17 protein-coding genes are annotated in these 22798 nt (G+C 33.7%); 7 read left to right on the top strand and 10 right to left on the bottom strand.

Annotated elements, in window-relative coordinates; translation table 11 throughout:
- Positions 1–147 precede the first annotated feature (147 nt).
- The 5 genes from ABWU35_RS03130 to polA all read left to right on the top strand — a co-directional run bounded on the left by ABWU35_RS03130 (position 148) and on the right by polA (position 9204).
- On the top strand, positions 148–1014 hold the full coding sequence (locus ABWU35_RS03130; RefSeq protein ID WP_019236893.1) for an ankyrin repeat domain-containing protein: 867 nt from the start codon (positions 148–150) through the stop codon (positions 1012–1014).
- Between the two features lie 70 nt (positions 1015–1084).
- On the top strand, positions 1085–2317 hold the full coding sequence (locus ABWU35_RS03135) for a hypothetical protein (RefSeq protein ID WP_264685502.1): 1233 nt from the start codon (positions 1085–1087) through the stop codon (positions 2315–2317).
- Positions 2318–2538: 221 nt separating this feature from the next.
- On the top strand, positions 2539–4911 hold the full coding sequence (gyrB, locus tag ABWU35_RS03140; RefSeq protein ID WP_007302477.1) for a DNA topoisomerase (ATP-hydrolyzing) subunit B: 2373 nt from the start codon (positions 2539–2541) through the stop codon (positions 4909–4911).
- A gap of 186 nt (positions 4912–5097) precedes the next feature.
- Entirely contained in the window at positions 5098–6564 is a 1467-nt protein-coding gene (gene gatA, locus ABWU35_RS03145) for an Asp-tRNA(Asn)/Glu-tRNA(Gln) amidotransferase subunit GatA (RefSeq protein ID WP_262986199.1), read from the top strand.
- 111 nt (positions 6565–6675) lie between these two features.
- The gene (polA, locus tag ABWU35_RS03150) at positions 6676–9204 is read left to right on the top strand and encodes a DNA polymerase I (RefSeq protein WP_264685501.1); all 2529 of its coding nucleotides are present in this window, start codon (positions 6676–6678) and stop codon (positions 9202–9204) included.
- Positions 9205–9441: 237 nt separating this feature from the next.
- Here the strand turns inward: polA and ABWU35_RS03155 are convergent, their stop codons facing one another.
- The 3 genes from ABWU35_RS03155 to ABWU35_RS03165 are packed head-to-tail and all read right to left on the bottom strand — an operon-like array spanning position 9442 to position 10382.
- Positions 9442–9798 (bottom strand): transposase, encoded by a 357-nt coding sequence (locus tag ABWU35_RS03155; protein ID WP_007301972.1) that lies wholly within the window; start codon positions 9796–9798, stop codon positions 9442–9444.
- On the bottom strand, positions 9758–9940 hold the full coding sequence (locus ABWU35_RS03160; protein ID WP_038227351.1) for a hypothetical protein: 183 nt from the start codon (positions 9938–9940) through the stop codon (positions 9758–9760). The genes ABWU35_RS03155 and ABWU35_RS03160 overlap by 41 nt, the downstream gene beginning before the upstream one ends.
- Positions 9906–10382, bottom strand: coding sequence for a transposase (locus tag ABWU35_RS03165; RefSeq protein ID WP_019236989.1), 477 nt, complete (start codon positions 10380–10382; stop codon positions 9906–9908). The genes ABWU35_RS03160 and ABWU35_RS03165 overlap by 35 nt, the downstream gene beginning before the upstream one ends.
- 755 nt (positions 10383–11137) lie before the next feature.
- Here ABWU35_RS03165 and ABWU35_RS03170 point away from each other — a divergent pair.
- Positions 11138–12088 carry a hypothetical protein gene (locus ABWU35_RS03170; RefSeq protein WP_007302496.1) on the top strand — a complete coding sequence of 317 codons (951 nt, stop codon included), beginning with the start codon at positions 11138–11140 and terminating at the stop codon, positions 12086–12088.
- Between the two features lie 37 nt (positions 12089–12125).
- Here ABWU35_RS03170 and ABWU35_RS03175 read toward each other — a convergent pair whose 3' ends face one another.
- From ABWU35_RS03175 to ABWU35_RS03190, 4 genes are all read right to left on the bottom strand, one after another.
- Positions 12126–12908: an exodeoxyribonuclease III gene (locus tag ABWU35_RS03175; protein ID WP_007302497.1), complete on the bottom strand. Its 783-nt coding sequence runs from the start codon at positions 12906–12908 to the stop codon at positions 12126–12128.
- A complete protein-coding gene (locus ABWU35_RS03180) occupies positions 12908–13615 on the bottom strand; it encodes a uroporphyrinogen-III synthase (protein ID WP_007302498.1) in 708 nt (235 codons plus the stop codon). Before ABWU35_RS03180 ends, ABWU35_RS03175 begins: the two co-directional genes overlap by 1 nt.
- A 235-nt stretch (positions 13616–13850) precedes the next feature.
- The gene (locus tag ABWU35_RS03185) at positions 13851–15380 is read right to left on the bottom strand and encodes a hypothetical protein (RefSeq protein WP_007302499.1); all 1530 of its coding nucleotides are present in this window, start codon (positions 15378–15380) and stop codon (positions 13851–13853) included.
- A gap of 193 nt (positions 15381–15573) precedes the next feature.
- Positions 15574–17622: a hypothetical protein gene (locus ABWU35_RS03190; RefSeq protein WP_007302500.1), complete on the bottom strand. Its 2049-nt coding sequence runs from the start codon at positions 17620–17622 to the stop codon at positions 15574–15576.
- Positions 17623–17751: 129 nt separating this feature from the next.
- Between ABWU35_RS03190 and ABWU35_RS03195 the strand changes: the two genes are divergently transcribed.
- Positions 17752–19077 carry a phosphomannomutase/phosphoglucomutase gene (locus ABWU35_RS03195; protein WP_264685500.1) on the top strand — a complete coding sequence of 442 codons (1326 nt, stop codon included), beginning with the start codon at positions 17752–17754 and terminating at the stop codon, positions 19075–19077.
- A gap of 130 nt (positions 19078–19207) precedes the next feature.
- On the opposite strand, the gene ABWU35_RS03200 is transcribed toward ABWU35_RS03195, so the two are convergent.
- Genes ABWU35_RS03200 through ABWU35_RS03210 form a run of 3 tightly spaced genes read right to left on the bottom strand, consistent with a single transcriptional unit; the run spans position 19208 to position 22223 of the window.
- Entirely contained in the window at positions 19208–19795 is a 588-nt protein-coding gene (locus tag ABWU35_RS03200) for a CvpA family protein (protein ID WP_007302502.1), read from the bottom strand.
- Positions 19796–19852: 57 nt separating this feature from the next.
- The gene (locus ABWU35_RS03205) at positions 19853–20449 is read right to left on the bottom strand and encodes a riboflavin synthase (protein ID WP_007302503.1); all 597 of its coding nucleotides are present in this window, start codon (positions 20447–20449) and stop codon (positions 19853–19855) included.
- A 40-nt stretch (positions 20450–20489) separates the two neighbouring features.
- Positions 20490–22223, bottom strand: coding sequence for a hypothetical protein (locus ABWU35_RS03210; RefSeq protein ID WP_007302504.1), 1734 nt, complete (start codon positions 22221–22223; stop codon positions 20490–20492).
- Positions 22224–22798 lie beyond the last annotated feature (575 nt).

Consider the following 22798-nt stretch of genomic DNA (forward strand, 5'->3'; position numbering starts at 1 on the left):
TGGTTATATAAACATTTGCTTATATAACCATTGATAGAGATTAATTTTTAATGAAAATTTAATTTCTTAGCTATTGTTAATATTATTTTAATAAAAACTTAATAATAATTCTTAATAATATATGAATTGTTGTGTTCTTAATTTCGTATGACAGGGGAAATAGAAAAAGATGAATCTCCTTCCTTATACTCTGCAATTCGGATGGGTGATATTGAAGCTACAGAGCTGCTAATAAAGTTTGGTGCAAATGTCAATGATAATTATGAACGTAATCGTACACCACTACATATTGCTATCGGGTATAAGCAGTTTGAAATAGCGAAATTGCTGATAAATAACGGAGCAAACGTTAACGCAAAAACTGGAAATCATGGCAAAGATGACTTAACACCAATGCACCTTGCAATTTTTGCAAACACGCCAGAGTTTATAGAATTGCTAGCTAGCAATGGTGCGTCAATTGATGAAAGAGAAAGCACTGAAGGACATACACCTTTTCACCTTGCTACTTTATATGGAAATAAAAGTGTAATACAAGCCTTAGTTGACAAGGGACAGAATATTGAAGATATTGATAATAATGGGCGTACAGCTTTATTTTTAGCTATTAGGCAATGCACTGAAGCAAAGGATGATAGCAGAGTAGAAGTTATCGAGTATTTGATAAATAAACTCAAAGCAGACATAACGAAAAAAGATAATAATAACAACACAATACTTTTTCCTGCTGCTAATAATTGTCCTGGAAAAGTAGTGGAACTCATCATTAAACAATATATAGAAAGCTTTGGTAGAGATCGGTTGAAGAATTTTATCAATCACAAAAATAAAGCTGGAATGGATGCCTTGGATATTGCACTCAATAGTGGGAATGAAAAGGCCATTGAAGTACTTAGCTCATATGGAGCAGATATCGAGAATAAAGTAACTCCCAAGATTACTGTAGAAAAACCAAATAGTACCTTAGATGGAGCGGAAAGTATAGAAGTGGTATCCCCAATCAAACAAAAATAAAAGCAGCTCTAAATTCCTTGCTTTATTTACATTCTTTCTATAGTATGATATGTTAATGTTAGAATAGGGTATGTTTGCAGGTCAAAATAATAATCAACAGCAAAATAGAAATAGAGCACAGGCTTTAATAGAAAGAGTGCAAAATGCTTACAACAACACTAATAAAATTAAAAGATTCATTAATATAGTTTTATTAGTAAGTATGATTCCTTCATTTTTTCTTCTTGTACAGCTCTCTTTGTATTTATCATTAGTAAATTATTTTTTCAAACCAAGGGAAAATGAAAAAAGATTATCAGCGTGGCCAAAAAATGTTATTAGAATAACATTAAGCATTTTTTTAATTATACACATTATTAATTCCTGTGTGCTTTTGGTACTGCCTATATTGTGCTTATGTTTGCTAAACAAATCACTCATTGAAGAAATACAGCAGTTTAACAATTTAATACAACAAATTCCAGAGGAAGAAAGGCCTATTTTCTTTCAAGATTTAGCAGCCATTCCTTTTATGGCACAAACTACTCATGACCCAAGTGCAGTTGCTAGTATAAACTTGAGTGTTGATAGACTCATAGAAAAGTATAAAGAGAATTTAAGCAAAGATGAATTCTATGTACAGCTAAATAGAGGCAACACAACCGACATTGAAGAGTACATCAAACAATCAAATGAATTTACAGAAGGCGATAAATCTCATGCACTTGAATGCTTAAGATTTATCAATAGAACAGGAGATAATTTTAAAGACAATCATAGTAAGTTAACATTAAAGCAAGCAGCTATTTTATGTTGGAAAGCCTGCAATGATAGAAATACAGGAACAGAGAATCAAAGAATTCCTTTGAGTGATGCAGGCATAAAAAATAGAAAGGATATGTTTGTAAAAGGTCTTGTAGACGCTGCAACAACTTATGGTAATCAAGGTCAAAGTTGTGCAGGTGGAACATACAATAAATTATTTGAGTCTTTATCTGGCTTACATCCATCAGTGGTTATTACACTCGATGGAGAAGAGGCTAGAGAAATGATAAAAGAAACGATCACACAAAAATTCCCTGAAATGGCCAGAGCCAATTTCACCAATTTCTCTGGAACAGAACAAGAAAGGATCCGTAGCGAGTTACCAGAGTTATCATCTGAAACAGTAAGGTATATTATGACTACGCATTCAGCTCTTGAGAGAAGGTGTCAAGAGTTCAGCAATAGATTAAACAATGATAAAAAGAATGAAATATTAGAAGAGTGTATGAGCAACTTATCCTGTGTTGAGCTAGAAAGTCCAATTGAAAGGAGAAGGTAAATTGTATTTGATTGTCGCCATTTATTTTAAAATATGAAGCAGAGTTTTGTATGATTATTTGAACTTAAGTTTATGTATTGAAATAACATGTAAAACCACTTCGTGTAGGTGATATGTTATGTTTTATCTACATGTCAAGGATCCTTCTCTCAACTTAAAGATGTTGCTAATCAGCACATACAAATGTAATATTAATTAATATTTATAAATAAAGCAATTCCATGGAAAGTAACTACAACGCCGACGCAATAAAAATCCTAAGAGGTCTTGATGCTGTAAGAAAGCGTCCAGGTATGTATATTGGTGACACTGATGATGGATCAGGCTTGCACCATATGGTGTATGAGGTTGTTGATAATGCGATAGATGAGTCTTTAGCTGGTTATTGTAGTAAGATTGAAGTTAGCATAAATGAAGATGGTTCAGTTTCTGTAACCGACAACGGTCGTGGCATTCCAACAGACATTCATCCAGAGGAAGGAATATCGGCAGCAGAAGTAATAATGACCCAATTGCATGCAGGAGGTAAATTTGACAGCAATACCTATAAGGTTTCCGGAGGATTACATGGTGTTGGAATTTCAGTTGTGAATGCATTATCAAGTTGGCTGGAATTAACCATCTGGCGCAATAAAAAAGAACATTTTATGCGCTTTGAAGATGGTGAGTCTATTGAATCTTTAAAGATAATTAATGAAAACACAAATAAAAGAGGAACTAGAGTAACGTTTATGCCATCAACGGGGACTTTTAGTAGTATTGATTTTAGTTACTCCACTCTTGAGAGTCGCATCAGAGAATTGGCATTTTTAAACTCAAATATTGAGATAATTTTGCGTGATCTCCGTAATAAACCACATGTAGAGTCTCATTTTAACGATAGTAAAGAGTCTGAAGATAATTTTGGTACAGCTAATTTTGTACGGTACTTAGACAAGAATAAGACACATGTTACTAAAATTGCCAGCATTAGAGATAATGTAAAAGATCTAGGTACCAGTGTAGAAATATCAATGGAGTGGAATGATTCCTACTATGAGAATATGCTATGCTTCACAAATAATATAAGACAACGGGATGGTGGTACGCATTTGGCAGGGTTTAGATCTGCACTAACCAGATGTATCAATAACTATGCAAACAATGAAGGTTTTTTGAAGAAGGCAAAAGTGAATTTGACTGGAGAAGATGTTAGAGAAGGCTTAACTTGTGTTTTATCTCTCAAGATGCCTGATCCTAAATTTTCTTCACAGACAAAAGATAAATTGGTCAGTTCTGAAGCGCGGGCAGTTGTAGAGAGCATAGTTTTTGACAAGTTGAGTACAATACTTGAAACTGACCCCAAGTTAGCAGCAAGTATAGTAGAAAGAGCGATTAGGTCAGCAAAAGGAAGAGAAGCCGCAAGAAAAGCACGAGAGTTAGTTAAAAATAAAAACAATATTAATATTGCAACTCTACCGGGAAAGCTTGCCGATTGTCAGGAAAAAGTTCCTGAGTTATCGGAATTGTTTATAGTAGAGGGTAATTCCGCAGGTGGTACTGCAAAGCAGGGACGTAATCGTAAAACACAGGCGGTACTTGCTTTAAGAGGGAAAATTCTAAACGTAGAACGTGCAGGGCTGGATCGTATTTTTTCATCTGCAGAAATTGGCTCTCTGATCACGGCAATTGGGGCTGGAATAGGGAGTGAGCACTTCGATATTGAAAAAACTAGGTATCATAAAATTATCATTATGACAGACGCAGACGTTGATGGCTCGCATATAAGAACTTTGATTCTAACTTTCTTTTTTAGACATATGCGTGAAGTAATTGAGAAAGGATATTTATACATAGCGCAGCCACCGCTCTATAAAGTTACAAAAAATGCTAAAGATACTTATATCAAAGATGATGAAACTTTTGAAGAGTATATAGTAAATTCAGCGATTAAAAGATTAACATTAAATGGTGTAGGCAAAGATTTGCGTTTCGTTTTGAATAAGTGCCTCAGTATTTCAAACATTAGCAAAAATTATGATAGGGAAATACCAAAAGATCTCTTAGAATCATTGCTAATTTTAAGCAAAAAGAATGCTCTATTGTCTGCTGATGAGATATTAAAATATTTAAAATTGATGTATAGTGAATATAATTGGGAAGTAGAAGTAAAAGATGAGGAAATTCACATTGCTAAATTGTTTCAAGGGTTAGCAGACAAATATGTATTCTCGCTTAGTATGCTTGAAAGCAAAGAAATACGGAATATATTGAGTTCTCTTGATAACATAATTGACTTATTTAATGGTGATTCATTTTTACAGTCGCAAGAAACTGAAATAAAAATAAAGTCTCCAAGTACACTCGCAAAAATAGTGATGGATTATGGTAAAAAAGGTTTAACTCTGCAGAGATTTAAAGGCCTTGGTGAAATGAATGCTGATCAGCTTTGGGAAACTACACTCAATCCAGAAACTAGAACTCTGCTAAAAGTTGAAATAAAAGATTGTGAAGAAGCAGATAGCATATTCTCGGTGCTAATGGGTGATATAGTTGAACCACGTCGTGACTTTATAAATAACAATGCACTTAACGTGCATGATGTTGATATTTGATTTTAGAAACGCTAAACCCTTATGGCTTAGCATTGTGTGCCAAACCGGCTATTTAAAACGTACTACTAACCAATCCATTTCAGAAATCTGAATTGATCTTGATTGTATTCCCGTTTTCGATCATAAATATATAGATTTTCTGTCCTATTGTTGTTATAATTAATGCCTCGCTAAAATTGAATATTAATGAATGAATTGAGAAGGCTCACTATTACAGAGATGCATGATGGACTTAGGCGGAGAGATTTTTCTGCTGTTGAGCTTGTAGAGACGCATGTTAATGCAGTTGAAAATGAGCAACTGAATGCATTTGTAACAAAAACCCCAGAAATCGCGATAAAAGCTGCTAAAATAGCAGATGAATACTTCTTGAAACAAAAAGATAATATTTCACCACTTATGGGCATACCAGTTGGTGTTAAAGATTTATTCTGTACAAAAGGAATAAAAACAACAGCATGCTCAAAAATGCTGGAAAATTTTGTCCCGACTTATGAATCTACGGTATCTAATGTGCTTTTAAAAAGTGGAGCAGCCATGCTTGGTAAACTTAATATGGATGAGTTTGCTATGGGTTCTGCGAACACAAATAGCTATTTTGGTCCTGTTAAAAATGTATGGATTAGAAAAAGTGACGGAGAAAAAGTTGTTCCTGGTGGATCATCTGGTGGATCTGCAGCATCAGTTGCTGGGTTTTTATGCGCTGGAGCATTAGGAAGCGATACTGGTGGGTCTGTACGTCAACCAGCAGCTTATTGCGGAGTAGTGGGAATAAAGCCAACTTATGGAAGGTGTTCGCGTTTTGGTATGATTGCGTTTGCAAGTTCTCTCGATCAAGCAGGAGTAATTACTCGTTCCGTTTCTGATTCAGCATTAATGCTTGAAATAATTTGTGGCTATGATGAAAAAGATTCAACATCGAGCAAAAGGACAGTGCCTAAATTTTCCAGTTTTATAAATGGTGATATTAAGGGTAAGCGCATTGGTATACCAAAAGAGTATAAGATGGATGGAATTTCAGATGAAATAGTTCATAATTGGGAAAAAGTTTCTTCCAATTTAAAAGAAAATGGTGCTGAAGTTGTTGACATTACTCTGCCTCATACTAAATATGCGATACCGGTTTACTATCTAATTTGTTCTGCTGAAACTTCATCTAATCTTGCTCGCTATGATGGTGTACGTTATGGATTCAGGGTTGATGCTGATACCCTTGAAGAAATGTATTCGCTAACAAGAGCAGAAGGTTTTGGTAAAGAAGTGAAAAGGAGAATTTTAATTGGTTCTTATGCTCTTTCTTCAGGTCATTACAATGAGTATTATGAAAAAGCACAGTGCATTAGGGCATTAATCAGAAATGATTTTATAAAAGCGTTTGAAAAAATAGATTACATACTTGTGCCATCTGCTCCAACAGAGGCTTTTGGCTTAAATGAAAAGCCAGACCCGCTAATTATGTGCATCAATGATGTGTTTACCGTGCCGGCAAGCTTAGCAGGGTTACCTGCTATTTCTGTTCCTGTTGGACTTTCCAATGCAGGCTTACCACTTGCTTTACAAGTAATTGGAAATTATTACGATGAAGCTGGAATATTAAATATGGCAAGTGTGATAGAGCAAAATTGTGGCAGAATAGTTAATTCCCTTACGTAATATGTTTTCTTATAGTAACTATAGCATTATGATTATTTTGGCTATAGGAAACAAGAGCTTGATTTTTACAGCTAAATAACAGACCATCAAAGGCACACATAAATATCTACAATGAAAGAAAAAACTTTCACAATCATTGATGGTTATGGTTTTCTTTTCAGAGCTTATTACGTTTTGCATCATTTGACTACCACAGCTGGTATTCCAGTAGGTGCTGTGTACGGTTTTCTTAATATGGTTCTGAAGTATATTTCCCATTCGGACTACTTAACTATAGCACTTGATTCTGGCAAAAAAAATTTCAGGCACAGTTTATATTCTGAGTATAAAGCAAACAGAGTAACACCTCCTGAGGATCTAATTCCACAATTTACAATACTGAGAGAAGCGGTAGAAGCTTTTAACTTCAGCTATGAAGAGATTGAAGGCTATGAAGCAGATGACATAATTGCAACACTAGCTGCAAAATATGCCAACCACGAAGACTTTAAAGTAGTAGTAGTCTCATCAGATAAAGACTTATTTCAACTTTTGAATTACAACATTCTAATATTTGATCCTATCAAAAATATATACGTAGATGAAAAACAAGTGATAGAAAAATTTGGTGTAAATTCAAATAAGCTTCTTGATTTATTTTCTCTAACTGGAGATGCATCTGATAACATTCCAGGTGTTCCAGGAATAGGCCCAAAAACTGCAGCTAAATTGCTGGATAAATTTGATTCGTTGGATAACATTATAGAAAACATCAATAACATTGAGCAAACAAGAGTTCGTAATATTCTTACTGAGCATAAGGAAAAAGCACTAATTTCAAGAGAACTTTTGTCACTATGCAAAAAAGTAGATCTTCAACATGATATTGTAAAATATGAAGTTCATCCTCCAAATATGGAAAAATTGTTATCCTTTTTGAAGAAATATGAATTTAATTCATTGATAGGAAAAGTAGAAAAGCTCTTTTCTTATAGTGGATCTAGCACAAAAGAGAAAACAGAATATAGTAGTGAAGAATTAGAAAAATTTTTGGAGCATTGCAGATATGAAGGTAAAATTGCAATTCATTGCCACTTTGAAAACAATAGATTGAACAAAATCTCCTTATCTTGTAGTGAGGATAATATTTTCTACATAGATCAAAGCTGCCTACAAGATGCACTTACTATAATAAATTCAACTTTATTTTCAAATGGGGTGCTTAAAATAGTACATGATATTAGAAAGATCAGAGAAATATTTCCTACAATAGAGAGAGTGCTAGACTCAATTGATGACCTGATGATCATGTCATACAGCCTTGACACAGGTAAGCATGATCACAGCATTCCAAACATAATTGCACACAATTTAAGTAAAAATGTAGAAACTTTCTCGGCAAAAATTTTAATAGCGATCCATGAGAAACTGACACAAAGATTATTTCAGGAAAAACTTTTTACGATTTACGAGCGCTTTGATAGACCTCTCATGAAAGTAATATTTGATATGGAGCAAAATGGAATACTGCTCAATATTCAAAAACTACAGGAATTGTCTGATAAGTTTGAGCAGCTAATTGCTGTACTTGAAAACGATATACATAATTTAGCAGGAGAAAAATTCAACATTGCATCGCCAAAACAATTAAGTGATGTTTTGTTTAATAAAATGGAGCTAAGTAAAAAGAAAAAGTCAAAATCTGGGTCGTATAGCACCAATTATGAAGTTCTAGAGGCTCTTGAAGAAGAAGGGGTAGAAATTGCAAGTAAAATTTTAAATTGGCGACATTTAAGTAAATTAAAGGGTACCTACACTGATGCGCTAATAAAGCAAGTTGATCCTATTGATGGTAGAATACACACAAGTTTCTCAACAACTGTGACTGCAACTGGAAGGCTGAGCTCGAGCAACCCTAACTTGCAGAATATTCCTATCAGGAGCGAAGAAGGAAATTTCATCAGACAAGCATTTATTGCACCAAAAGGTTGCAAGATAATTTCTGCCGACTATTCACAAATAGAATTAAAACTCCTGGCACACGTTGCAAATGTTACCGAATTTAAAGAAGCTTTTGCAAACAGGCAAGATATTCATGATATCACTGCAAGACAAGTTTTTGGAGTGCAAGAAATAGATGAGCAATTAAGACGCAAAGCAAAAACCATTAATTTTGGCATTATATATGGCATTAGTCCATTTGGCCTTGCAAAGCGACTTGGCATTACCTTTCAAGAGGCTGCTGAATACATTAATTACTATTTTTCTTGTTACCCAGAAATAAAGGTCTATATGGAAAAAGCAGTATCTATCGCGAGAAATCATGGTTATGTAGAGACTTTGTTTGGTAGAAGATGTTTTGTAAGAGACATCAACAATAAAATTCCTTATCTAAGACAATTTGCAGAAAGGGCAGCAATAAATGCACCACTGCAGGGAACTGCCGCTGATATAATAAAACGCGCGATGATTCGGCTTTTTGATCAGTTAAAGTCAGGTAAAATAATCCTCCAGGTTCATGATGAATTACTTGTAGAAGTGGAAGAGAGCAGAGTGCAAGAAACAGCAAAACTTATGAAAGATATAATGGAAAATGCAGTAGAAATTTCTATACCACTTGAAGTAGAAATAAAAATTAGCGACAACTGGGGCTTTTCTTAATTATACCGTAGACCCTAAGAACCTGTCTTGAAAGGACTTAAGTAGTATCTGTTCAGATGCATGGCTAATGTGTAAATATTGAAGCAAAAGTAATGTCATCCCAGTGCTTGACACTGGTGCTCACAAGCAACCTAATCATAGATATTAAAAGCAACGCTTTCAATGAGACTACAAAAGGCTGGATTCCAGTGGGCTTTGTTGCACAGCTCTTCGGATAGTGGGTAATGTATAATAAATTCATGAAGCTATATCAAACTTAGCCATGCCTATTTCAGTAAATTTGTTAAGCAAATAACACTTGAGTAGCAGTTCCTTCTCACGATTAATCTCAGATTTATTCCTAAAACTAAATCCAAATATTTGCTTCAGTCGCGAGAAAAAACTTTCTATATAAGATCTCTTCCAATAATTTATCTCTTTTTTCCACCTCTTCATACCATCTTCATCATATGACTTTATGAGCTTGATTGTAGAATTTCTCTCATTCATATAATCCAACTTTGGATGCTCTACTGCATTATTTTGCGGAGGAATCCTTGTCTTTATGTCAAGCTCATCGCACAGTTTGTATAACTTCTTTCGATCTATCTGCATATATCGTGCTTATGTTATACTTGGTATCCACTCTTTCAATAAGATCACAGGCTCCATAGTGGTCGGAATAAACTCCACTACTGTATTTTGCAGCTATAACTTTTTTACTACCTATCTCTAGCATTACATCTTGTTTGCTCATAGCGGCGATACTTTCTATCTGTACCATTTGCCTTACTATGGCCTGGAATATTATTGTAGATGCTGATACCTGTACTATCTATAGCAATTTCAATATCTTCCATATCGTTCTTATCAACTCTGCAGTCGTTGATTTTGATATTAAGCTTTTTAAACCTTCTTGAAGCCTGCGAATAGCTGATAATTTGCAAAATTTTCCCTATTTGCTCAAGATATTTCTCTATAAATCCCACTGTTTGCCTAAGACCAATCCTGAATAGATAGGTTATTATGTGAATTAGAATCACTACTTTGTCGCTGTAGACATTGTTGCCACCTGCTACTTTTGGACTATTTTCGTACCAATTTTCAATGGCATCGTTGATATAATGAAAAACATTTCCCCTTTCTTGAAGAAATTTGTTATATTCATTGCAGTTACTGACTTTCATTCTTATTGGCATATTTTTCCTTTGTCGGCTAAATATCTATTTTATAACAAATTCCATCAGTAACTGCCTGTTCTTTCCTTGAGTGGTGCAACAAAGCCATTCCAGTGTCTGGGCACTGCCTTATTGTTGTAAATTCACTTTTACCTTATTTTGCCACACCCCTGAACGGATGCCTTGAGTGGTTAATTTCGCAAGTATAATAGTAGTCATATTAAAGAGTTCTTGAAGTAAGGAGAGCACGTTAAGCAAACAACGTTTACCTAAAATTCTGTGACATTAGCAGCTTTCTTGCCCCGTTTTCAGTAAACAGTGATTTTTCTATATATTAGAAAAATTTTTATTTTAATTAGCGTTAAACAATAGGCGCCTATTGGTTTTTAGCTAAAGTAAAGGTCAAATATCTGGAATTCTGGACATAAAATCCCCCTGTGTAAAAAAAAGATTAGAAAAAAGTGCAGCGCACATACAACAGAGATTAAGCATATTTACATGCACTAAAGAAGATACGCTACGCTTTTTGATTAAAAATTTGACTGAAAAGTCTGCAGACAAAGATAGATTTTGAGCTCTTAAAATATCTCTAACTGTAATTATAATCAGATTTAAAATATATGGAAGCAATTTTTTACATTCCCTTATCATTTGTTACTTTTCTATTTCTTGCTTTATTCTTTTCTTTTTTCCCTTTCAAGACAGGTTCTAAGAAATTTGAATTAATGCGAAAAATATGCTATAATTATAGCATAGGTTAGTACAAATAGATCGTTATGACAGTTCCAAAAGCAAAAAATAAGCCTTTAGAGTCATCTACTCAGGTGACCGGGCAAAATGAGATGCTCTTCAAGAAGGAACATAAGGAAATTTACGATTACTTTGTAAAAGTATTAGAAGTTAAAGCCAAATTAAAGGAGAGCAAAGGAATAACTGATTATTTTATATTAGCTTATAAGAAGATACTACTAACTAATGTCAATCCGGAAAAAATAAGACCACTCAGTGAAGAGAATTTTTGTCAGTTTTTACTTTCTATATTTAAAGAAGTTAGAGAGAAAAAATTGGCTGGAGAGGAAGATAGTAAAGTAAAGCAAGTAGTAGAGGAATGCTTAGATGATGTACGTGGTACAGAAGCTAAAGATTTACTAATAAAACTTGTTGGGTTCCCATTGGGAATAAAAATAGACCCGAAAAATATTTCTGGCTCCTTTATGGATGGAGTGAAAGAAAAAATACCATTTTTAGGTGGAGATAAAAAAGAAGAGGATGAACCACTACTTAGTGATCAAGAGATGGTAACAAAGTGCTTACGTAAGGTTTTTCTTCCTATTCTTTTTTCCATTGCTTCAATATTAATTTTTGGTCCTACTACACTTGCGATAGTTGCTGCTGTTATTGGTACAATATTTGCTGTAAAGGGAGGAATTGAAGTTCTTTTTTCAAATAATAGGCCAGGTACTTTATATGACCCTAGCTCACCAGATAAAGATGATACAGAAAAGAGAGCAAAATTGAATGAAAAAATTCGCAAGGGTATTGATGATATTTTAAAAACCCCAATTGAAAGCTCTCTTGAAACAATTGCTGACGGGAGTAAAAAACAACCTACTCCGGAACAAGCTCCTCAGGTGGGAAATAAAGGGGGTGAGCAGCTTACTATGCTTGATGGAAAAATTACTATAGATCAGCCAGCCAAAAGCACAGAAAAGACAGCAGTCAAGTAAGACCTATTTGCCAAAGGTGAATTGTGTAATAGGTCTTTTATTGTTTTATAACACATACAACAGGAGTATGATCAGATGGGTTTTCTAGTTTACGCAACCTATCATCTATGTAACATGTTTCCAATTTATCTGCAGCTTGTGGCGATAGCAGCATATGATCTATTCGCATTCCTTGATTGTTTCTGAGTGAATTACCTTGATAATGCCACCAAGTGAATTGTTGTAAGTTGAGGTGAGATATTCTAAATGCATCTTTAAAACCAAGATTCAAGATCGCTCTTAATTTCTCACGCTCTTTTATATGAAAGCACACTTGGCCATTTAATAAATTTGAATCAAAAACATCAATTTCATCCAGTGCAACATTATAATCGCCAGCTATAATAGTTAACTCTTCATTTTTCAACAAAGTGCCCATCCTTTCATATAGGTTATCAAAAAACTTGAGTTTATACTCAAAAGTATGAGAGTCTGGGCTTTGACCGTTTGGAACGTATACACTTCCTACCCTTACCTTATTATTGGAGTGTTTTATCACACACTCTATATAACGTGCTTCTTGATGACTCTCTACAATATCAATTTTTAATTTTTCCAGTATTGGATATTTAGATAAAACACAAACACCATTTCTTGCAACCTGTCCATAGACAGCATATTCATATCCTAACTTTTCTATCTCTGCATAAGGAAATTGCTCTTCTGTACATTTTATCTCTTGCAGCAAAACTATATCTATCTGACTATCAACTATAAAACTACAAAGTTGGTTAATTCTTTTACGTATGGAGTTTACATTCCAAGTTGCAATCTTTAGCATCAACAATCCTTATTAATTATATCAATTAAACTCTCCCCTGTGGGCAACCTCGATGTTATAATTTTTTTCCACTTGATTAACTTTAAACTATCAGCAATGTTTTTACTCATGGTATATGCAACTGTATTATTCATCACAGGAGATAGCCCACTTTTTAGAACTAATGAACAAAATACCCTTGCAGTTTGTGAGGAAAAAAAAGCAACGCTATCAATTTTACCGTCCAATAGTAAATTTTTACACCTATTAGTTAGACTCCTTTTAGTAATTGTTTTATAGAGTACAACTTCTCTTACGTTAAAACCTTCTTCAGATAATCTTTTTTTTAGGTCACATGATACTTCTTGTCCCCTTATATATAAGAACTTTATTGTATTTGAATAATGAGATTTTATGCATGATATCAGACCATCAACGTTGCTGTCTGCTGAGATTATATCGGAAAATCCCAAATTTTTTGCAGCCTGCATGGTTGAATTACCAACCGTAATAATTGGAAAGCCATACTCTTTACATATTTGACTGAAAGCCTTTACACTGTTTTTACTTGTAGATATCACAACATCAAATTCGTGCGCGGATATATCAGGATTTAAGTACTTTATTGTGAATACTGGCTCTATAAAAACTTTGTATCCATATTTTTTTAGCGTGCTTCTTGTGCTCAACGAATCTAATAAAGGCCTTGTCAATAAAATAGACTTCATTCTGGTTTATTTCACTAGCAGTAAAATAATATCCCTTATACACAAATTATTGAATAAAAACTTTTATTTTTTAAGTTTCTTACGTAACCTATGAAAAAGGCAAGAGAAACTCCATAAATTGGCCCAGTGCTAGAAAACTGATCTTAAATAAGCGAATGTTTTTGATAAAATGAAAAAAAGATGTTACTCACTGAGTAACATCTTTTTTAAGAAGATAGATAGTTTTGTTTACTCTCTATATCTTCATTTTTGGAGCTTGATGCTCTACATCGACTTCAGCAGTTACTGTTGAAGAAGGTCCCACCAATTTGTCCAAAGAACCTGTCTTTCTTAAGTCAGCTTGGGTTTTTAACTTGCCATTTTTCTCAGTGAACATACCATGTTCCGGAGAAGAACTTGGTGAATTGAACCCACTATCAGAATTACGACGGTAACTGGCAAAGCTAGAAGTTGTAGCAGTACTGTCAGTGCTTATAGAACCCATTGAATTGCTTCTTGGCGGTTTCTCCGGAGCAACATAAAAACGGCTATTTCCTATCTCCGCAGATTGTATCTGATCCAACTCAGAATCTTGATATCTTATATAAGTAGCTTCCTCTGGCTTTTTGCCACCTTTTAGTGATGGTAACAACTTGCTCCAAAATGAAGTAGGTTCTTTTACTTCCTTATGCTCATTAGGATTTAATAATTCTGCTTTGCTGCTAACAGTACTTATAGAACTCGTTGAACTACTACCTGATAAGCTATTTTCCAGTGAATTCATAGAACTTGCTTTATGCCTTTTTGCTGACTTATTAAGCCTTTCTAAAGTATTAAAACGAGTATGCTCTTCCTTGCATTCTTTAATAACTTCCTTAATCTCATCATGATGTTCAGAAAAAATTTCATATAGGCTGCTATTATCTTTAGCTAACAAATGTTGCAACTTCTTAGCATCTAATTTATTGATAAAATCTATTTGCTGCTTCAATCGGTTGATCAACTGGTCCTTTTTGGCACTGTGTTGACCATCAACAGAATAAGCTTTCTCTAATATTTTTTCCCCCAGCTTAGAAAATATTTTCCTAGTTAAAGCAGAGCTATTCACACCTTTGTCTTCAAAAACTTCCTTGACAAACATTTCCTTTACACTATTAAAACTTCTCGTTTTTTCTTTTGTTTTCAAAATAACAGTTTGATCTTCATTACCTATTGAATATGCGATGCCATCTAAACTAGACATGCTTGCACCACTATCACTCATCTTCCTTCCAAGGTTTTGAATGTTATCCCCCATTTTTCTTAATGTAGAGCTAGCTCTCTCTTGTGTTGCCTGTTTTACAGAACTTGCAGTTTCTTTTACCGAATTCTTGGCATATACAGCACCATCTTTGATTTTTCCGCCAATATGCTTCGCTCCTTCAACTGTTTTTTCTGCTGACCATTTGAGCCCTTTATATCCAGATTGAACTGCTTTTACAGCAACTTTCGCAGCGAAAAATAGAGTAAGACCAACTATAGCACTTGGTATAGCAAGTGTTGCACCAACTGCCAAAAATGGTAACACTGCTGCAAATAATCCACTTGCTGTACCTACTACAAGGGCCTTATCTCCTTGCTTCATCTTGGAGAATTCTGTATCTCCTTTTAACAGATCCATAATTCTGTCTTTTAGCTTCTTGGGATCGTGAATGATATCTGAATTTAATGAAGAATCTTGAATCATTTTAAGATCATCTTGCTTAGTTTCAACAAAATTTGAAGAGTTTTTTTCACTAGGTGACATTTTAAACCTCACTATTAATTAAACATACTAATATTGTATATATCTGATTCTTAAGTTAGGGTTAATTCATCTAACAATGTCCACTTACTCTCAAATGATTTTGCTTGATGTGTTTTTTTGAAAGCACAGAAAATTAGTGATTATTGCAATATAATATCTCGTTTGGATTAGCTATAGTTGAAGTAAAAACTCATCATCCTAAAGGGGTAGATTTTTCCGTAGTCTTAGCAGGAACTGTGTTTGGATTTGATAGTTCTGTATTGACCTTAGTTGGTTCTAATGGAGTTTGCTGTTTTTCCGGTTTATCATTCGGAATTGGAACAGGCCAATCCATAATGTTTTGTGGTATGTTTGTTCGAGCTTCTTCTTCCTTAGTCTTTTTTTGATCTGTTGAAGATGATGCATCAACACCTGTACCTTTAGTAGCTTTTTGTCTTAGTTGTGTGTTTTCTTCTTGTAATTGTTTTAAATTTTTCTTTAACTCATCAATCTCTTTTGTTTTTTGTTTTAATTGTTCAGATATCATTAGTTTGTCCCTAGCCAAACTTTTATTTTCCTTTCCTAATTTACTAATTCTTTTGCTTGAAGATTTATCCGCAGCTTGTGTACCTTGGTCTTGTGTTTTAGGAACTGTAGTTTCGTGATCACTTGCCTGGATTCTTCTACTTTCATATTCAACTTCAGTTTGAGTTGAAGTAGCTACTTTCGCATTTACTTCACTGAACTCATCCGCAAGTGATCTTCCAGATTTAAGTTGCCAAATTTCCCTTTCTAAATTTCCCTTTTCTTTTTGCAGTTGATTTAATTCTTCAGCTAATTGATTTACTTTATCAGTCAATTTTTCGTTTTCATTTTTTGCTTCCATCCATTGTTCTACAAACTGCTTTTCGTGATTATCTTGTGAACCTTCTACCAATATTTTCTTGAGATCATTTTCAAAATTTGTATTCTTTTTTTCTAGTGTACTTAACTTAGCTTCACTTTGCTTAAATTTTTCCTGTAGTTCCGCATTTATTCTATTTGTTGACTGAATCTCACTTTCTTTATCTTTCAATTGATTAATTAAATCTTTTATTCTAGCATTTTTATCTTTTTGACTTTGTTCTAGTACGGTTACTTTTTGTGCTAATCGATCTATCTCTTTATCCTTTTCAGCTAACTCTTTTTCCTTTCTTTTCAATTCATCTTTAAGTCTTGTGACTTCTTTTGCCAAATCTTGCTTTTCCTCGATTAATTGACTTGCTTCTGCTTCACCTTCTTCTGTTATCTTCGTATTACGGCTTTTTAACTCCGCGTTTTCCTTCTTGAGATATGTGTTTTCTTCCTCTAACTCATTTCCTTCTTGTTTGTTCTCTTCTTCATCACTAAACGTATCACTCTCAAATATTTCATCTTCACCATTAAATTCACTACTAATAGACAAAGAACTTCTGCGTGAAGAAGGTGTATTAAGAGAAGAATATCCACTGCTACTTGGTGTAGCTGACTGTGGTGAATCTTTTGTAAATGTTTCCTCTGCTGGTGTTTGCTGATTGTTCACACTTTTGACCATGTCAGTGAAAGTTTGATATAGAGTTTTGCCATTGATAAAAACTTCTTTATTCTGCTCAACTAATTTTAATGCTTCTTCTGAACTCGTTATTCCTCCAAATTTTGGTTCACCAATCACTCTTTTTATGCCCTTAGAATTTACTTCTACAGTCATGCTACAATCTATGCTATTGCCTTTAGAATCCTTAGCTTGCCAGTTAATGGTCATCTCACATGAGCTTGAACCAGTAAAATCATAGTGCCTTTCGCTGCCTTTTTTGGTTGCAGTTATTTGACTATCTTTCCCTAAAGATAGGTTATAAACCTTGCCTTCGTCACTGGCTCTTAAAAGGGTGCTAATCTCTATTGGTTTTTCTTTATTTTTAAACCTAATTTGAAAGTCATTATCTTTTGTTGTATATACTAAGAAATTTTCACTTGGTAGAGATTCTGCGAATTTTTTATGTGCTGCAGTTATTGATTGCTCAAACTTTTGAAACTCATTTTCCCACTTTAAATTTATCTGTTCTTTAACGTTTTCATCTTTGCGTAAAGGGCTGATAAAGTACCAGATTAAATTTTCTTCTTCTAGTTTTCTGATAAAATCCTGAAAATTTTTGCAAGATTTAATGAAACTTAAAATATCATTTTTCTTCTGCTCATCTAAATCTAGACCTTGATTTTCAGTTACAAGTAAATTTTCTTTTGTCATAATTTTTATTTTTAGAGAACTATATTATAATATTAGCATATTTTCTTAAAAAATCAACTAATCTTATAGTTAAATAAACTTGAGTATTTGGCGGGAATGTTATATATTAACCACTCCAAGAAGTGCAGTATGGACAATACTATTATAAGAAAATACGATATTAGAGGTGTGGTAGGCAGAGACCTGCAGATCAGTGATGGGTATGAAATAGGCAGAAAATTTGGTCAAACTGCAGCTAACGTTTGTGTAGGCTATGACAGCAGGATAGATTCACCAAGTATAGAAAAAGAATTAATCAGAGGCTTAATTTTATCCGGTGCAAATGTTATACGCGTTGGGCTCTGTTCTTCACCTATGCTCTACGCTGCAACAATGAATGCAGATCTTGGGATTATGATCACTGCTTCTCATAATCCCAGAAAATATAACGGCTTTAAATTTTTCAGTAGTAAAAAAGTTTACTCAGATCAAGAAATGAAGGAAATTATAGGCAGTACAATTAAAAACAGCACGAAAATTGGAAGCTTAATTAACACGAATATATATAGCGAGTACGTTAACATATTAAAAAATGTACTCAAGAATAACACTACACAAAAACTAAAAATAGCCTGGGATTTTGGCAATAGTCCAACAATTGTAAGGTATATTGAAAAAGTTTTACCAAGTCATATACACATCATAACCAATAATTCTATCGATGGAACGTTTCCACTGCACGACCCAGATCCCATAGAAGAGAAAAATCTTGCTCAGTTAATAGATATTGTCAAGAAAGATAAATGTGATCTTGGTATTGCACTTGATGGTGATGGTGATAGGGTACGCTTGATTGATAATAAAGGTAATGTTGTTTCCAATGATCACTTGTTTATGATTTTTGCACGTGAAGTATTGGCGGAACACCCAAAAAGCAAAGTTATTGCCAACGTAAAAATGAGTATGAAAGTGCATGATTTCGTTAGCAAATTAGGGGGGCAAGTAATTACCTGTGCCACTGGACACTCACTAGTTAAGAAAAAGATGGTAAAAGAGGAGGCAAAGTTTGCCGGTGAACTGAGTGGACATTTTTTCTTCTCTGAGCTGGGCTTCGATGATGGACTATATTCTGCTGTTAAAGTCATTAACATTTTACTTAAGAAAAACCAAAGCCTATCTGAGGCGATTGAAGATTTACCAAAGTTATATATCACTCATGAAGTGAAAATTGTGGTGAAGGATGAGAAAAAATTTCAAATAATTGAATCAATCAAGGAGACACTAAAGCAGCAAAACATTGTATTTTCAGAGCTTGATGGAATTAAGGTAACTGATGATAAAGGTTGGTGGCTTCTTAGAGTATCAAATACGCAAAACTGCATAACAGCAAGATGTGAAGGAAATACCTTAGAAGATTTTGAACTCACTAAAAAAGTTTTGTTTTATTACATTGATGAACTAAAATTATACATTTAAATTTTTTTGATGATTTACTTATTCGTCAATGTTTGCAGTTTTGTTTGATTAGTAATAGGAATTGGTAACCTATGGCGCACTGCTGTGGATAATAGCTGTCTAGGCTAGTTTAGCTATAGAAAATCAACACTCACTTTTCTTTATTGTTTTGAGGTTTTTCTTGATCAACCATTTCCTCACCAATCTCTTTTATTTTTAGTATCAATGACTCTGGTACATACATGTTAATTACTTCTTCTGTTGTCACAAATAAAGCCTGATAAGAGTGTGAATTTATTATCCAATTGGGCAATATGTCTTCTGCGTCTATTTTAGACTCTCCCTCTTTTTTATCATATACTGTGTGGCAATATAAGTGCACAGCAAAAAATAGTACATAAGAAAGCAATATTCCTCTGAGTGCTCCGACAAAGATTCCAGTAACTCTATCCATTAATCCCAACCTTATAGGTGATAATATGTACATTAGCCAGTTATTCATTGTCATGAATGTAAGATTAAGTATAATAAATACAGAGATTGTAGAAAGTATGTTTTGTGTAACTTTAGAGTTAAAATACTTACTATAATTTATAATAAAAAAATCATAGTAACTAGCTGTCAAAAAGACTGATAAGAGCAAGAACATTAATGCACATAGCTCTTTTATAAAACCTCTAGTTATCGATATTATTACACACAAGACAATAATAAAGATAATTAGGCTATCGAAAAACATATTTTGTATCTATATGATTTTCAAGATATAATAGTTGTAAATAACAAAGTTGTAAAATTAATTGTATTGATATTTTATCAGCTGGTCTAAGTACCGGGCAATCATATCAACTTCTAAATTTAGGTAATTACCTGTTTTATTATGCTGAAAAGTTGTGTTTTTCCATGTATAGGGAATTATATTCACAGTGAATTCTTGATCGACAACTGAATTTACTGTAAGGGAAACTCCATCTAGCGTTACAGAACCTTTTTTTGTAATAAATTTAATTAATTCTTGTGGGCATGATAGTCTGATTTCATGAGATTCTAAATTTTGATTGATTGTTAAAATTTCTGTTGTGTCATCCACATGACCCTGAACCAAGTGGCCGTCAATTCTGTCACTCAGTTTCATTGCTTGTTCTAGGTTTATTTTTTTTCCTATTTTCCACATATTTAAGTTAGAAACCTTCATAGTTTCTTGAGATACTTGAACTGTGAATACATTGCTCATTATGTCGACAACAGTTAAACACACTCCGGAGCAGGATATTGAATCTCCTTTGTTTATAGAGGATAAATTTTGTGTCTCAATATGGAAGATTTGATCAGAGTTAGGGTGGATAGTGATATCAGTTATAGTGCCAATATCTTGGATAATTCCTTTAAACATGCAATAAAATAAATAATTATATCACAAAAGATCTTATTTGTTAGATGTGCAAAGGAAGATCTTTTTCACTTATCTGCTCAATAGATTCTACAGAATATTCAGAATATAGAAAGTAAGCCAGGTTCAAAACGCACAGTGTAATTAATATCGGTAACCCTATGTTTAATGTTAGACCGATACTTTTCCTTTTTTCTGTTGGCACCAATTCCTTTAAAATTGACACTTTTCCCAGCGGCAAGTGCCATAGCCAGAGTGCTGATATAGAAGCTGCTACTAAAAATAGACAAAGATAAGTCTCTTTCGAGGAAAATACAGTTTTTAATGGTGATTTGAGCCCAATATTAGTAGGCAATCGAGTTTTAGCTTCATTTGTTTTTGGTAAATGTTCTACAGCTTTGCTTGGCAAAATTTCATGAGAAATATTTCGAGGCTGTGGAGAAGATTGTATAGGAATGCCCGAAACTAATTTGAGCAATTGCACTGTTTTTCTATATACTTGCTTTTGTAAGTATTCTTTACCTAGAAGTGAGTTATTAGGAGGTTGTGGCCTTTTGAGTACCTCTAGCACTTCTGATATCTCATCTGATTCTAATACTTCATGTAATTGTTTATCTTGAAAGTAAACAATATTAAATATTAAGTTGAAAATATTGTGAAATGTCTCTGGGTCTTGATTTTTATATCCATTCATCACTTCAATAAATATTTCATCGAGTTTTTTTTCTCTACGCTCAATCTGGTTATCTATCATAGCTACTCTAGCATCATTTTGAGCTTGTTTTACGATAGATTGTTTTTCTTCTTCTGATAGTTCTTGAGCTTGCTTTTTTGACTTCTTTTTTCTGTTGGTTTTAAAATAATCTGTGTGCGACCTGGTTTGACCTATATCCCGCTCTGTTTCTTGAGGGACTAAATTTCCTATACTACCCTCTGTTATCCGAGTGGCTGACACTGGTTCTTTCTCTTCTTGGTCAAGTGCTGGAATAACACCAGGTGGCATATTGTTACTCTGTATAGAAAATTTGGGCAGTTGTGGGAAAAAGAATTGTGCCGTATTAAAAAAATTGAATGGCTGAAAAAGAGACCTAAACCAGGAAATATTTTCATGCATTGTAGCAACAATTACTGGTGCACGTGTAATTTGCTTTCTGTTACTTGCTATATTGTAGCCAAACGAACCTTGCACAATTTGTTTATCTTGCGTGTTTCTTTTTTCAATCACATTTTCGTTTTTATTTTCAGTTTCTTCTATTTGTAATGTATCTTGACTTTGCTCCTCACTTTTGGCTTTTTCTACATGTTTTAGCTGCTTATTCAAGAATATCTCGATTTGTTGCAAGCTATTGAGGTTGATGTTTTTAACGTTTGTTTGTAGCGTTATCGTTATGCCCTGCATGAGGATTTGAATTGGAGCATTATTTATGAATTCTTCTACAGTTTTATTAGCTTTATGGTAGTTATTATATAATTCTTCACTTTCTTTTGCTACTTTTATATTGGCTGTGAAGTTTTTCTCCTGAGAAAGGCTGGTTTCAAAAAAGTCAATCAAATGTTTTATTTGAGGTAATATTGTATTAGGGTTTACCTCTGTCAGTAGCTTGAGCTTAAATGAAAACTCTTGCGTATCACTTGTAATATTTTTTGAGCGAATGGTGCTAATCTCCAGCACTTCATTAGAAAATGCTTTACTTATTTCTTTAGATCTATCCTTAAAAAACTTAGGTAAACCCTCAATTTCGTATTTTTTCTTAGTTTCTATGTTACTACTATGCATGAGTAAATTTTTTAATGTAGAGTGAAATAAAAAACATAATTAGTCAATAAATTAATAATTATAGCGCCCTTGCATAACAGCGGCGTGTTGGATTCAATAAGAGCAGAAAAAGTTACTTTACAAATCTCATCAATCTTCTTATCATAACAATAAGAGTGTTTATCCTTGTTTTTAATCTCTGCAGATTTAACAACAAAATTCAGTAAAAAACTCAGGTATATATTGGCAGATTACATAAAATTATAGCGGCTGCATGTCTTTTTTATTTTTTCTACATTCAGCCAAAACGCGCTTTAAATAAGCGTTAGCACATTATTACAATGCCGATTTACATTATTATAGGGTCAAAACTCACTACTGGGGGATTCTTTTGCCTTTTTTTCGCTTGGTGAATTTTTTAATATTCTGGATTAGTTAGTAGTCCTATAGAGATAGCACTTGATGCTGGAATTCAGGAATTTTTTGAGCACGAAAGTTATGCTAAGTTTTTATTGTTAAGTAAAGGCTGGATTCCAGTGTCGGAGCACTGGAATGACAGAAGAAGGAAACACTCGGATAGGGGCAATTTTAATGAT

Origin of the sequence: Wolbachia endosymbiont (group B) of Xylocampa areola (assembly GCF_964028205.1) — a bacterium.
Classification (GTDB): domain Bacteria; phylum Pseudomonadota; class Alphaproteobacteria; order Rickettsiales; family Anaplasmataceae; genus Wolbachia.